Below are 13,178 nucleotides of genomic sequence, written 5' to 3'. Positions count from 1 at the left end.
TTCAGGCACCCGGAAACGGGACGGCGCCCATGGGCGGGTGGCGGAACGGCAGACGCGCACGGTTCAGGTCCGTGTGTCCGAAAGGATGTGAGGGTTCAAATCCCTCCTCGCCCACACACACAGGGGTGGTGACGTAAGTCTTCGCCCCATAGTGACGGAAAGAGCCCCCGCGCGACAGCGCGAGGGCTCTTCCGCTTCTCAGGACGTGTCGGCGCGGCTCGGTCGTCAGAGTTCCCTGAGCAGGGTCTCCGCAAAGCCGCGGATGGCGGACTCGTCACGCTTGTAGTACTGCCAGGCGCCGACCTTCTTCCGGGTGACCAGCCCGGCCTGGTGCAGGACCTTCAGGTGCGCCGAGACGGTCGGCTGCGACATGCCGGCCCGCTCCTGGATGACCGACACGCACACGCCCTCGACGTCGAAGTCGCCGACCGCCTGGTGCCCGAAGTTCGCGGCGGGGTCCTTGAGCCAGCGCAGGATGTCCAGTCGCGCCTGGTTGGAGAGCGCGCGCAGCACGTCCACGTCCACTCCCCGCGTTGCAACGCCCATGGGAACCAGCGTAACCGCAGCGACCATGGCGACCGCGGCGCCAAGCGCGGCGCCGGCGCCCCGACCGGGGGAGCGTATAGTCATATTTGAATTTAGCTATATGCCGATGTACGGTGGCCCTCGGCCGGCGGGCCGCCGTGCAGGTCCTGCGCGGCGCCGCCGCCCGCTGACGAACACTGGACACCACCGAAAGGGAAACGGCAGTGAAGATCGGCATCCTTGGCACCGGACGGATGGGCGTGCGGCTCGCGGCGATGTACGCCCGGGCCGGGCACGAGGTCGTGCTCGGCTCCCGCGACACCGAGCGCTCCCACCGGATCGCGACCGGCCTCGCCCTGCCCGGCCTCGTCTCCGGCGACTACGACCGGGCCCTCGACGCGCCCGTCGTCCTGCCCGCCATCTTCCTGCGCGACGGCCTGCTGGACCAGCTCCAGCCGTTGCGCACGGTGCTCGCCGGCAAGATCCTCATCGACATCACCAACCCGTTCAACGCCGACTACAGCGACTTCATCACCCCCTGGGACACCAGCGGCGCCGAGCGGATCGCCGAGACCCTCCCCGGCACCCGCGTGGTGGGCGCGTTCAAGAACGTGTGGTGGGAGGTCTTCGACGCGCCGGACTTCGACGGCGTCCGCAGCGACGTCTACGTGGTCTCCGACGACGAGGACGCCAAGCGCCAGGTCATCGAACTCGGTGCGGGGACCCCGTTCCGCCACGTCGACGCGGGCCGGCTCGCCAATGCCCGCACCGTCGAAAGGATGACGCTCCTGAGCGGCGAGCTCGGGACCCGGCTCGGCTTCTTCCCCCGGATGAACTACACGCTTCTGGGGACGCGGTGGAAGCCCGGTCAGGCCGACGAGGTCGTCGGCGCTCTGATCGCCCGGCCCGGGAGCGCCGCCGGATGAGCGCCGCCGACGCCCTGCGTGCCGCCGGGCTGCGCCTCCCAGAGCCGCCCCGGCCGCTCGGCGGCTACGTCCCCGCCGTGGCGGCGTCCGGCCTGCTGTTCCTCAGCGGCATGCTCCCCCTGCGCGAGGGGAGCCCGGTGGTGACCGGACGCCTCGGGGCGGAACTCGACCCGGCCACCGGCCGGAACGCCGCGCGGGTGGCGGCCCTCAACGCTCTCGCCGTGGTGCACGCGGAGACCGGCCTGGACCAGGTGGCACGGGTGGTGCGGCTGGCGGTCCACATCGCCTGCGATCCCGGTTTCCGCGACCACGCGACCGTGGCCGACGGCGCCTCGGAGGTGTTCGACACCGCCTTCGCCCCGCATCGCCACAGCCGGCTCGTCTTCGGATCGGTCGCGCTCCCGGCCGGGATGCCGCTGGAACTCGACGTCGTGCTGGACGTGGGCGACGCACCGTCCTGATCCCCGCACGTTGGCCGGCGTGCGTCGTCGTCGCGGCCGACGCGGGGTTCCGGGGCGGGGCGGGTTCAGGCGTGGGGCGGGTTCAGGCGTGGGGTGGGAAGGTCGCCTGGACGGTCAGCCCGCCGTTCTGGCGCGGGGACGCGTTGAGCGTTCCGCCGTGGGCGAGGACGATCGCCTGGACGATGGACAGGCCGAGTCCGTGGTGGCCGTCGCCGCGGGCGGAGCGGTCCAGCCGCTGGAACGGTTCCAGGAGACGGGACACCTGCTCGGGCGGGACGGGCGGTCCGGTGTTGCTCACGGTGATCACGGCCTGCCCGTCCCGCACGCCGGTCGCCACGTCGACGCTGCCGCCGGGCACGTTGTAGCGCACGGCGTTGTCGACAAGGTTGGCCACCAGGCGCTCGACCAGGGCGGGGTCGCCCGTCGTCTCGGCGGGCGCGATGCACGGGTACAGGCGCGGGCCGCCGGAGGGCTCCGGCCGGTCCGCCAGCACGCGTGCGGTGAGCGCGGCGAGGTCCACGGGGACGCGGCCGTCCAGCCCCCGCTCGCTGGTGGCGAGGGTGAGCAGGGACTCCAGCAGCCGCGCCTGCTGGTCGCTGATCGTCAGGACGCGCTCGAAGGTCGACTGGAACGTGCCGACGGTGGCCCGGCGGTCGGTGAGCGTCTCCTCCAGCAGCGCGCGTTCGAGGGTGAGCGGGGTGCGAAGTTCGTGGGCGGCGTTGGCGACGAAGCGCTTCTGCGCCTCGAGCGCGGTCTCCAGGCGTCCGAGCAGGCCGTCCACGGTGTCGGCGAGGTCCTTGAGCTCGTCGCGGGGGCCGGGCAGGGCCAGCCGCTCGTGGACGTTGCGCGCCGAGATGTGCCGGACGGTCGTGGTCATCGTCCGCAGCGGCCGCAGCACCCGTCCCGCGACGAACCAGCCGAGCGCCAGGGACACCACCAGCATGATCGCCATCGCTATCCCGGCCTGGGTGAGGAACCCGTGCGTCAGCGCGTGCTGCTGCTCCTCCCGCCACGCGCCCACCGGGATCTCCGTTCCGGCGGGCAGGCCGAACCGCTCCGCACAGTCGCCCTCCCGCATGTCGACGCACGGCACCCGCACCTTGAAGACGGCGTTCCTCCGGAGCAGCAGGAACGTGATCGCCAGCAGGGCCGTGCCGGAGACGGCGAACAGCGCCCCGTACAGCAGCGTGAGGCGCATCCGGACGGTCCTCGGCACCCGGGCCATGAGCGGCCTCATATCCGGTAGCCGCTCTGCGGGACGGTCTCGATCACCGGCGGGGGTCCGAGCTTGGCGCGCAGCCGGTTGATCGTCGCCTTGACCGTGGTGGTGAACGGGTCCGCCGCCTCGTCCCAGACGCGTTCGAGCAGTTCCTCGGCGGAGACGACGCGTCCGTCCGCGGCGAGCAGGTACTCCAGCACGGCCATCTCCTTCGGGCTCAGCGCCAGGCGCAGCCCGGCGCGGGTGGCGACGCGCCGGGCCGGGTCGAGGCGCAGGTCGCCGTGCTCCAGGATCGGCGGCAGCGCCGGCCGCGCCCGCCGGCCGAGGGCGCGGATCCGCGCGACCAGTTCGGCGTACGCGAACGGCTTCGGCAGGTAGTCGTCGGCGCCCAGGCTGAGCCCCTCGACCCGGTCGGCGATCGTGCCGGACGCGGTGAGCATCAGGACGCGGGCGCGGCGGTCCGGGTCGGCCACCAGGGCGCGGCAGACGTCGTCGCCGTGCACTCCGGGGAGGTCGCGGTCCAGCACGACGACGTCGTAGTCGGTCAGCGCGGTGCGGTCGAGCGCGGCGCGGCCGTCGAGGGCCACGTCGACCGCCATGCCCTCGCGGTGCAGGACCCTCGCCACGGAGGCCGCCAGCTCCGCGTGGTCTTCGGCCACCAGGACTCTCATCGCCGGTCAGCCTCCCCGACTCGCGGTCACAGCCGGGTCACAGCCTCGCGCACCGTCATGTGACCGCCCCTTCTCTAGAAATGGCCCCTGAAGCGATACCCGTCGGAAAGGGAAACGATGAACAGGGCCTCAGTGTTGCTGGCGGCCTCGGCCGCGGCACTCGCCGTGACGGTCGCCGGATGCGGGAGCTCCGGCGGCTCCGAGACCGGCTCGTCCGGCTCCGGGTCGCCGGGGGCGGGCGCGTCCGGTGCGAAGGCGAGCGCCACGGCGGACCAGGGGATCAGGCACGCGGAGTGCATGCGCGAGAACGGCCTCCCCAGCTACCCGGACCCCGGCCAGAACCCGGGCGCGAACCTCCCGGACCGCGACTCCCCGGCGTTCAAGAAGGCGCAGCGGGCGTGCCAGTCGCTGGAGCCGCCCCAGAACCGGCCCGGCACGCCGGAGAACGCCGAGCTCCAGGCGAAGATGCTGAAGTGGACGCAGTGCATGCGCGAGAACGGCGTCCCGAACTTCCCCGACCCGCAGAACGGGCGCATCCTGCTGAAGAAGGGCAGCATCGACAACAAGACGCCCCAGTTCCGGAGGGCCGTGGAGGCCTGCCGCCCCCTTGAGGCCGGCGGCGCCAAGGGCACCGGCGGCTGAGGGCGGGACTCGATGAGCATCGAAGCGACCGAATCGGGTCCGGAGACGCGGAAGGCGCCCGCCCGCGCGCCGCGGCGGCGCGGCCGCCGGAGGGTGATCGGCGGCGCTGTCGTGGTCGCGGCGGCGGTCGCGGCCGGCGCCGCGTTCGCCGCGACGGGCTCGTCCGGCGGCGACGGCGAGGCCGGGACGGCGGCCGGCGGCGGGACGTCGCTCGTGGCGGTCCAGCGCGGCCCGCTCTCCTCGCAGGTCAGCCAGAGCGGGACGCTCTCCTACGCGAGCGGCGCCGGCGGGACGCCGTACCCGGTGGTCAACCAGGCGAGGGGGACGTACACGCGGGTTCCGGTGGCGGGCGCCCAGGTCGACTGCGGCGAGACGCTGTACAAGGTCGACCAGAAGCCGGTGATCCTGGTCTGCGGGAGCACGCCCGCCTACCGCGACCTGGCCGTGGGCGACGACGGCAAGGACGTCCGGGCGCTGAACAGGACCCTGGTGGACGGGGGCTACGCCGCCGGGTCCGGGCTCGACGCCGATTCCGGCCACTTCGGCTGGGCGACGGCGGCGGCACTGGAGAAGCTCCAGGACGAGCGCGGCGCCGACGTGACCGGCAGGCTGGACCTCGGCCGGGCGGTTGTCCTGCCCGGCCCGCTGCGGATCACGAAGGTGACGGCGGGGAACGGCACGGGCGCTGTGCCGGGACGTCCGATCATGGAGGCGTCGTCGGACCGACGCGAGGTGGTCGTGCGACTCGACCCGTCCCAGCAGTCGGAGGTCGAGAAGGGCGACAGCGCGCGGATCACGCTGCCGGACAACCGGACCACGCCCGGCGTGGTCAGCCGGATCGGCTCGGTCGCGGCGTCCTCCGGCAAGGACGACGAGGCGCCCGCGACGCTCCCGGTCCACATCACGCTCAAGCATCCGAAGGACGCCGGGACCCTCGACCAGGCGCCGGTCCAGGTGGAGATCACCACGGACGGCGTCAAGGACGCGCTCAGCGTTCCGGTGACCGCGCTCATCGGGCGCGCCGGCGGCGGATACGAGGTCGAGGTCGCGGCGGGCGACGGCGGCCGGACCCGGTTCGTCCCGGTCACGCTGGGATTGTTCGACCATGCCAACGGACGCGTGCAGGTCTCCGGCGGCCTGACGGCCGGCGACCGAGTGGTGGTGCCGTCGACATGAGCGGGACGAACGTCATGAACGTCATCGAACTGGAGCGCGTCACCAAGACGTACGGCTCGGAGCCTCCCGTGCACGCGCTGCGCGGGGTGAGTTTCACCGTGCGCAGCGGGGAGCTGGTCGCGATCGTCGGCCCGTCCGGATCGGGCAAGTCGACGCTGCTGCACATCCTCGGCACGCTCGACCGGCCCACCGAGGGCACCGTGCGGATCGACGGGGAGGACGTCTCGGCGCTCACCGACCGCCGGCTCGCCGCCGTGCGGGCCCGCAGCATCGGGTTCGTCTTCCAGCAGTTCCACCTGTCGGAGCACACGACCGTCCTGGAGAACGTCGCCGACGGCCTGCTGTACGGCGGCGCGGGTCGGGCCGAGCGGCGCGAGCGGGCCGCCGAGGCGCTCGCCCGGGTCGGGCTGGAGGACCGGGCGGGCTTTCGTCCGGGCAAGCTCTCCGGCGGGCAGCGCCAGCGCGTCGCGATCGCCCGCGCCCTGGTCGGACGCCCGGCGATCGTCCTCGCCGACGAGCCGACCGGAAACCTCGACAGCAGTACGGGCGCGGCGATCATCGAGCTGCTGCACGAGCTCAACGCCGCCGGCGCGACCATCCTCATGATCACGCATGACGGCGGGCTGGCCGCCCGGATGCCCCGTCAGCTGCACGTCCTGGACGGGCGGATCGTCGCCGACAGCGCGGTTCGATCGATGGAGGGCGTATGAGGCTGTCCGACCAGATGCGCGTGGCCGGCACCGGGATCCGGGTGCGCCGGCTTCGGGCCGCGCTGTCCGCGCTCGGCATAGCGATCGGCACCGCGGCGATCGTGGCCGTGCTGGGCCTGTCCGCGTCCTCCCAGGCCGGGCTGCTGGCGCAGATCGACCGGCTCGGCACGAACCTGCTGACCGCCAACACCGGCACGTCGGTCACCGGCGGGACCGCGCGGCTCCCGGTCGCCGCGCCGCAGCGGATCTCGCACCTGCCCGGCGTCGAGCGGACGGCGCACGCGGGCGCCATCGACGGCGCGAACGTGTACCGCAGCCCGCTGATCCCGGCGATCAACACCAACGCGCTGAAGGTGGAGGCCGCGAGCCTCAACCTCCCCGAGGTCGTCGGGACGGGCGTCGCGCAGGGGCGCTGGCTGAACCCGGCGACCGAGCGCCGGCCGGTCACGGTGCTCGGCGCGCTCGCGGCGCAGCGCCTCGGGATCGACCGCGTCTATCCGGGGCAGCGGATCTGGCTGAAGAACCAGTGGTTCTACGTCGCGGGCATCCTGGAGCCGGCGACGCTGTCGACGGACATCGACACCAGCGCCCTGATCGGCTACCCGGCCGCCGAGCGCTACCTCGGCTACACGGCCGTCGACCAGGGCAAGGCCGTCCCCGGAGCTCCGACGACGGTGTACGTGCGGGCCCGGACCGGCGAGGTCAACGCCGTGCAGGGCGTGCTCGCGCAGACCGCGAACCCCGAGGCGCCCGGGGACGTCGACGTCAGCCAGCCGTCGGACGCGCTGACCGCGCGGGCCGCCGCCGAGGGCGCGTTCGACAGCCTGTTCCTCGGGCTCGGCATCGTGGCGCTGATCGTGGGCGCGGTCGGGGTCGCCAACATCATGATCATCTCGGTGCTGGAGCGGCGCTCGGAGATCGGGCTGCGCCGGGCGCTCGGCGCGACGCGCGGGCAGATCCGCACCCAGTTCCTGTCCGAGGCGGTCATGCTGGCGCTGCTCGGCGGGGTCGCCGGGGTCGCGGCCGGGGCGCTGACCACCGCGGTCTACGCGAGCGCGAAGGGCTGGGCGGTCGTCATCCCGGCGCAGGCGTGGGCGGGCGGGATCGGCGCCGCGATCGTCATCGGGGCGATCGCCGGGCTCCTGCCCGCCCTGCGGGCCGCCCGCCTCTCTCCCACCGAGGCGCTGCGCACGCTGTGAGCGCCCGGCGGCCCGCCGGCGGGCCGTCCGGGCGGGCGGTCGACCGGGCGGGCGGTCAGCCGACCGGCCGCGCGTCCCCCGCGTGCTCGGCCGGACGGGGCCAAGGACGTCCGCTCAGGCGTTCTATGTCGGTGTTGAACCGCCTCAGGTAGGCGGCGAAGGCGGCGATGTCCTCGTCCGGCCAGTCGGCCATGACCCTGTCGAGGCCGCTGGTGAGGAACTCGCGCTCCTCGTCGAGGAGGCGGGAGCCCTCGCCGGTGATGCGGAACTTGCGGGCGATGCCACCGGCGGGGTCGGGGATGCGTTCCAGGAGCCCGGCGCGCATCGCCGCGGCGGTCTGCCGGTTGAGGGTGGACGCGTCGAGCCCGAATGCGTCGCTCAACTCCCCGATGGACATCGGCCCCTGGAGGCGGATGCGGCTGAGCAGGACGTAGGCGCTGCGTTCCAACTGCCCGGTCCGGTGGCGCATGACCTCGTGCCGGCTGAGCAGCATCTGCTCGTACTCGACCTCGTGCGTGGGCCTGACCATGGCCGATGCGTCTCCTCCCGCCCGAACCGCCCGTCCTCGCGGGGCCGTCCCGCCTCCATCCTCGCAGAGACGTCTCCGCCGCCGCGGAAAGGTATGCATCACACATACCATGTGCCCTTTACATATTACGTGTATCGTGCATGATTGGTTCCGGCCGCCGGCCGGATATGACGAGAAGCCGAGGAGTCGCGTCATGGACGCTCCCGAACCCGCCGCCCGTTCGGGCGGCGTGGTCACCACGCTGGCGCTCGCCGGCGTCACGGCGGCGGTCATGCAGACGCTGGTCACCCCGCTCATCGCGGAACTGCCCAAGATCCTGCACACCTCGCCGTCCAACAGCGCGTGGGTCATCACGGTCACGCTGCTGGTGGGCGCCGTCTGCGTGCCCGTCTTCGGCCGCCTCGGCGACCTGGTGGGCAAGCGCCCGATGCTGCTGGTCTGCGCGGCCCCGCTGATCGCGGGCTCGGTGGTGTGCGCGCTGTCGTCCTCGGTCGTCCCCATGATCATCGGACGCGGGCTGCAGGGCATGGGCATGGGCATGGTGCCGCTCGGCATCGCCCTGCTGCGCGACGTCGTGCCGGCGGAGAAGCTCAGCTCCTCCATCGCGGTGGTCAGCGCGTCCATGGGGATCGGCGGCGGCCTCGGGCTGCCGATCGCCGCGGCCGTCGCCGAGTACACGAGTTGGCGCGTGCTCTTCTGGGGCTCGACCGCGATGGCCGTGATCATCGCGGTGCTGATCTGGCGGCTGATCCCGCGGGTGCCGGCCGGCGCCAAGGGCGAGCGCTTCGACGTGCCCGGCGCGGTCGGGCTGGGCATCGGCCTGATCTGCCTGCTGCTGGCGGTGTCGAAGGGCGCCGACTGGGGCTGGTCCTCGGCCACCACGATCGGCCTGTTCGCCGCCGCGGTCGTCGCGCTCCTGGTCTGGGGCGCCTGGGAGATCCGCACCAAGCAGCCGATCGTCGACCTGCGCACCACGGCCCGTCCCCGGGTGCTGCTGACCAACCTCGCGTCGATCTTCGTCGGGGTCGGCATGTACGCCTCGATGCTGATCGTCCCGCAGCTCCTGCAGTACCCCAGGGCGACCGGCTACGGCCTGGGCCAGTCGATGCTGGCCGCGGGCCTGTGGATGGCGCCCGCCGGCATCGTGATGATGCTCGTCTCCCCGCTCGGCGGGAAGATCACCAACATCCGCGGCCCCAAGTTCACCCTCGTCATCGGCATCCTCGTGGTGGCCGCCGGCTACGGCGCGTCCCTCGGCCTGATGGGCGCGGCCTGGGGCCTCATGGTCGGCCTGATGATCATCAACTGCGGGGTCGGGCTCGCCTACGGCGCGATGCCCGCGCTGATCCTCAGCTCGGTGCCGCTCAGCGAGACCGCCGCCGCCAACGGCTTCAACACCCTCATGCGCTCGCTCGGCACCTCGATCGGCGCGGCGGTCATCGGTGTCGTCCTGGCCGAGATGACGATCGACCTCGGCGGGCACGAGCTGGCGTCCGAGAACGGCTTCCGGGTCGGCCTGCTCATCGGCTGCGGCGTCGCGCTGCTGGCCGCGGCCATCGCCGCCGCCATTCCCGCCGGACGCCGCGCCGCGCACTCCCGGCACGGCGCGCACGCCAAGACCGCCGCCGTGTCCGAACAGGTCGCCAGCGACATCTGATCGGCGGCGTGCTGGGCCCTGTCGTCCGCACGCACCCATCCGCCCGCCGCGACGTCCACGAGGTCGCGGCGGGCCTTCCCTTGCCGGACGCGGTTGACGGCGGAGCCCCATCGCCGGTCGGACGGAACATGTCGGACGCGTCAGGGCGTCCAGCGGTGCTTGTCGTGCGGCACCGTCAGGTCGGCGCCGCGCGGCGGCGGGTAGGGCCGGGTGCCGCGCAGGTCGCTGGCCTGCATCGCACGGCTGATGTCGCTCGGGCTGACCACGCCCACGACCTGGCCGCCGGCGCCCAGCACGACGGCGCGGCCGTCGGTGCAGCCGGCCATGCGGGGCAGCAGGTCGGTCAGGAGGTCGTCCGGGTGGGCCGTCGGAACCTGGTCCGGCGGGCAGGCGATGTCGGCGAGGCGGAGTCGCGCGCGCTCGCCGGGCGGTGCGGACCGGACGCGGTTCAACGTCACCAGCCCCGCCAGGCGGCCGTCCTCCACCAGCGGGTACGTGGAGAAGCGGTGGGCGAGGACGACCTCGTCGATGAGGTCCTGCACCGTGCTCGTGGCGTCGGCCACGGTCGGATCGGGGGTCATGACCTCGCCGACGCGGATGCCGTGCAGGGCCGCGTTCACCCGCGTCTGCTGCTCTTCCGAGCTGGCGGCGCCGACGAGGAAGAGCCCGATCAGGACCAGCCACAGTCCGCCGAACCCGGCGCCGACGACGAACTGGAGGAAACCGAGGGCGATCAGGATGAAGCCGAAGACCCGGCCGGCGCGGGCGGCGGTGACGGCGGCGGAGGTCCGGTCGCCCCGGCGCCACCAGAGGAACGCCCGCAGGACCCGGCCCCCGTCCAGCGGCGCCGCGGGGACGAGGTTGAACACGGCGAGGATCCCGTTGATGCCGGCCAGGTAGGCGAGGGTCTCCACGCCGAGGCCGGGGCCGCTGAGGGCCGACGTCACCACGGCCGCGATCGCGAAGATCCCGCCCACGGCCAGGCTGGCGAGCGGGCCGACGACGGCGATGCGCAGGTCGGCGCCCGCGCTGCGCGGCTCACCGCGCAGCTCGGCGACGCCGCCGAGCAGCCACAGCGTGATGCCGGAGACCTCGATGCCGTTGCGGCGCGCGACGAGCGCGTGCGCCAGTTCGTGGACGAGCAGCGACACCAGCAGCAGAACGGCGCTCACGACGCCCGCGACGATGTAGGCCCAGGTGGACAAGCCGGGATGCACCGACGGGAACCTGCCGAACGACAGCCCGACGACCAGGATCACCACGATCACGAGCACGCTGTAGTGGAAGCCGATTCTGATGCCGGCGATGCTGCCGAGCCGGATCGACTCCCTCATCGGTCTCCCCTGTCCGCGCCGTTTCCTCCGGCGCTTCCCCTTCGCCTGGGCACGGGCTACCCGCTGCCTGTACGTCCATGCGGGCGGGTTCGGCGGGGATGTGCGGGTAGCGCGAAGGCATGGACAGACTGACGCGCGGCCTGGTCGCCGGAGCGGCCGGAACCACCGCACTCAACGTGGTGACGAACCTCGACATGGCCGTTCGGGGACGTCCTCCCAGCAATACGCCCGAGCGGAGCGTGGGGACGCTCGCCGACATGACCGGCGTCGGGCTCGGCGAGGGAGAGAAGGCGGAGAACCGGAAGGCGGGGCTCGGGCCGATGCTCGGCTTCGGCACCGGGCTCGGCGCCGGGCTGGTGTACGGCGCGATCGCCGGTCGCCGCGGCCTCCCGATGCCGGTCGCGACCGTGCTGCTGACCGCGCTCGCGATGGTCGGGACGAGCGCGCCGATGACCGTGCTGGGGCTGACGGATCCGCGCGAGTGGTCCGCCTCGGACTGGGCGGTCGACGCCGTGCCCCATCTCGCCTACGGAGCGGTCGCGGCCGGCGTGTACAGCGCTCTGGGCTAGGACGCTCCGCGCCAGGACACCGGGCCGGGCGCCTCACGTGACGGACGTTACGACGTGCCGTAGTACTACACGCCGTAGTATTTCTGACAGGATGTAGTACTACAGCTTGTAGTAGATAAGCCGGAGAGGCGCCTGGGCATGGACTCGGTCGACATCGCACGGTGGCAGTTCGGGATCACCACCGTCTACCACTTCTTCTTCGTCCCGCTGACGATCGGACTGTCCGCGCTGGTCGCGGGCTTGGAGACGGCCTGGCTGCGGACGGGTAAGACCAGGTACCTGCGCGCCACCAAGTTCTGGGGCAAGCTCTTCCTGATCAACTTCGCGATGGGGATCGTCACCGGCATCGTGCAGGAGTTCCAGTTCGGCATGAACTGGAGTGACTACTCCCGCTTCGTCGGAGACGTCTTCGGGGCGCCGCTCGCCATCGAGGGGCTGCTCGCGTTCTTCGTCGAGTCCACCTTCCTCGGCCTGTGGATCTTCGGCTGGGACCGGCTGAACGGCAAGCTCCACAACGCCTGCATCTGGCTCGTCCACATCGGGACGCTGCTGTCGGCGTACTTCATCCTCGCCGCCAACTCGTGGATGCAGCACCCCGTCGGCTACCGGATCGACCACGAGACCGGACGGGCCGTCCTCACCGACTTCTGGGCCGTCCTCACCAACTCGACGCAGCTCGTCGCGTTCCCGCACACGATCACCGCGGCGTTCGTCACCGGCGGCCTGTTCATGGCCGGCGTCAGCGCCTGGCACCTCGCCCGCCGCAAGAACGTCGAGGTCTTCCGCCCGTCGCTGAAGCTCGCCCTCGCCGTCACCGCGGTCGCGTCCATCGGCGTCGCCGTCACCGGCGACTTCCAGGGCAAGGTCATGACCGAGCAGCAGCCGATGAAGATGGCCGCCGCCGAGGCCCTCTACGAGACCGAGCAGCCCGCGTCGTTCTCGATCTTCACCGTCGGGACGCCGGACGGCCGCGAGGAGGTCTTCGGGATCAAGGTGCCGCGCGTCCTGTCCTTCCTCGCCACCGGCACCTTCGACGGCGAGGTCAAGGGGATCAACGACGTCCAGGCCGCCGAGGAGGCCCGCTACGGGCCCGGCGACTACCGGCCGAACATCCCGATCGCCTACTGGAACTTCCGGCTCATGGTCGGGGTGGGGATGCTCACCGCCCTCGTCTCGCTGGCCGGGCTGTGGCTGCTGCGGCGCGGACGGCTGCCGTCCAGCCCCTGGGTGTACCGCGCCGGCATGCTGTCGCTGACGCTCCCGTTCATCGGCAACTCCGCCGGCTGGATCTTCACCGAGATGGGACGGCAGCCCTGGTCGGTGTTCGGCGTGCTCAAGACGTCCGCGAGCGTCTCACCGGGGGTCTCGCCGACCTCGATGCTCATCTCCGTCGTCTCGCTGACCGCGCTGTACGGCGTCCTCATGGTCATCGAGGCCGGGCTGATGCTCAAGTACGCGAAGGCCGGGCCGCCGACCGAGGACGAGGTGCTGCCGCCACCGCCCTCCGGCTCCGGCGACGACTCCGACGACACGCGCTCGCTCGCGTTCGCCTACTGAGGG

Annotated in this window: 14 protein-coding genes and 1 tRNA gene; 10 read left to right on the top strand and 5 right to left on the bottom strand. The window is 72.5% G+C overall.

What is annotated here, in order from left to right:
* The first annotated feature begins 31 nt into the window (after positions 1 to 31).
* A tRNA-Leu gene (locus SM611_RS15270) sits at positions 32 to 114 on the top strand.
* A 111-nt stretch (positions 115 to 225) separates the two neighbouring features.
* Here SM611_RS15270 and SM611_RS15265 read toward each other — a convergent pair.
* Entirely contained in the window at positions 226 to 546 is a 321-nt protein-coding gene (locus tag SM611_RS15265) for an ArsR/SmtB family transcription factor (RefSeq protein ID WP_371950190.1), read from the bottom strand.
* A gap of 203 nt (positions 547 to 749) precedes the next feature.
* Here SM611_RS15265 and SM611_RS15260 point away from each other — a divergent pair, with 203 nt between their 5' ends.
* The gene (locus SM611_RS15260) at positions 750 to 1,451 is read left to right on the top strand and encodes an NADPH-dependent F420 reductase (protein WP_371950189.1); all 702 of its coding nucleotides are present in this window, start codon (positions 750 to 752) and stop codon (positions 1,449 to 1,451) included.
* Positions 1,448 to 1,912, top strand: coding sequence for a RidA family protein (locus SM611_RS15255; protein WP_371950188.1), 465 nt, complete (start codon positions 1,448 to 1,450; stop codon positions 1,910 to 1,912). Before SM611_RS15260 ends, SM611_RS15255 begins: the two co-directional genes overlap by 4 nt.
* An 82-nt stretch (positions 1,913 to 1,994) precedes the next feature.
* Here the strand turns inward: SM611_RS15255 and SM611_RS15250 are convergent, their stop codons facing one another.
* Positions 1,995 to 3,137, bottom strand: coding sequence for a sensor histidine kinase (locus tag SM611_RS15250; RefSeq protein WP_371950187.1), 1,143 nt, complete (start codon positions 3,135 to 3,137; stop codon positions 1,995 to 1,997).
* 8 nt (positions 3,138 to 3,145) lie between these two features.
* On the bottom strand, positions 3,146 to 3,802 hold the full coding sequence (locus SM611_RS15245; protein ID WP_371950186.1) for a response regulator transcription factor: 657 nt from the start codon (positions 3,800 to 3,802) through the stop codon (positions 3,146 to 3,148).
* Positions 3,803 to 3,919: 117 nt separating this feature from the next.
* Here SM611_RS15245 and SM611_RS15240 point away from each other — a divergent pair, with 117 nt between their 5' ends.
* The 4 genes from SM611_RS15240 to SM611_RS15225 are packed head-to-tail and all read left to right on the top strand — an operon-like array spanning position 3,920 to position 7,529.
* Positions 3,920 to 4,444 carry a hypothetical protein gene (locus SM611_RS15240; protein WP_371950185.1) on the top strand — a complete coding sequence of 175 codons (525 nt, stop codon included), beginning with the start codon at positions 3,920 to 3,922 and terminating at the stop codon, positions 4,442 to 4,444.
* Between the two features lie 12 nt (positions 4,445 to 4,456).
* Complete coding sequence (locus SM611_RS15235) at positions 4,457 to 5,620, top strand: efflux RND transporter periplasmic adaptor subunit (RefSeq protein WP_371950184.1); 1,164 nt, start codon at positions 4,457 to 4,459, stop codon at positions 5,618 to 5,620.
* Positions 5,617 to 6,330, top strand: coding sequence for an ABC transporter ATP-binding protein (locus SM611_RS15230; protein ID WP_371950183.1), 714 nt, complete (start codon positions 5,617 to 5,619; stop codon positions 6,328 to 6,330). Before SM611_RS15235 ends, SM611_RS15230 begins: the two co-directional genes overlap by 4 nt.
* Positions 6,327 to 7,529 carry an ABC transporter permease gene (locus SM611_RS15225; RefSeq protein ID WP_371950182.1) on the top strand — a complete coding sequence of 401 codons (1,203 nt, stop codon included), beginning with the start codon at positions 6,327 to 6,329 and terminating at the stop codon, positions 7,527 to 7,529. Before SM611_RS15230 ends, SM611_RS15225 begins: the two co-directional genes overlap by 4 nt.
* A 55-nt stretch (positions 7,530 to 7,584) precedes the next feature.
* Here SM611_RS15225 and SM611_RS15220 read toward each other — a convergent pair whose 3' ends face one another.
* Entirely contained in the window at positions 7,585 to 8,058 is a 474-nt protein-coding gene (locus SM611_RS15220) for a MarR family winged helix-turn-helix transcriptional regulator (protein WP_371950181.1), read from the bottom strand.
* A 193-nt stretch (positions 8,059 to 8,251) separates the two neighbouring features.
* On the opposite strand from SM611_RS15220, the gene SM611_RS15215 reads away from it, so the two are divergent.
* Positions 8,252 to 9,715: an MFS transporter gene (locus SM611_RS15215; RefSeq protein WP_371950180.1), complete on the top strand. Its 1,464-nt coding sequence runs from the start codon at positions 8,252 to 8,254 to the stop codon at positions 9,713 to 9,715.
* Between the two features lie 140 nt (positions 9,716 to 9,855).
* On the opposite strand, the gene SM611_RS15210 is transcribed toward SM611_RS15215, so the two are convergent.
* Entirely contained in the window at positions 9,856 to 11,049 is a 1,194-nt protein-coding gene (locus SM611_RS15210; protein ID WP_371950179.1) for a site-2 protease family protein, read from the bottom strand.
* Between the two features lie 119 nt (positions 11,050 to 11,168).
* Here SM611_RS15210 and SM611_RS15205 point away from each other — a divergent pair, with 119 nt between their 5' ends.
* Together SM611_RS15205 and SM611_RS15200 are read left to right on the top strand one after the other, a co-directional pair.
* On the top strand, positions 11,169 to 11,618 hold the full coding sequence (locus SM611_RS15205; protein ID WP_371950178.1) for a hypothetical protein: 450 nt from the start codon (positions 11,169 to 11,171) through the stop codon (positions 11,616 to 11,618).
* A 138-nt stretch (positions 11,619 to 11,756) separates the two neighbouring features.
* Positions 11,757 to 13,175, top strand: a complete 1,419-nt coding sequence (locus tag SM611_RS15200) for a cytochrome ubiquinol oxidase subunit I (protein WP_371950177.1) — start codon at positions 11,757 to 11,759, stop codon at positions 13,173 to 13,175.
* Positions 13,176 to 13,178 lie beyond the last annotated feature (3 nt).

It is taken from the genome of Actinomadura monticuli (genome assembly GCF_041463655.1).
Classification (GTDB): Bacteria; Actinomycetota; Actinomycetes; order Streptosporangiales; family Streptosporangiaceae; genus Spirillospora; species Spirillospora monticuli.
This window is presented reverse-complemented; position numbering and strand designations above follow the sequence as displayed.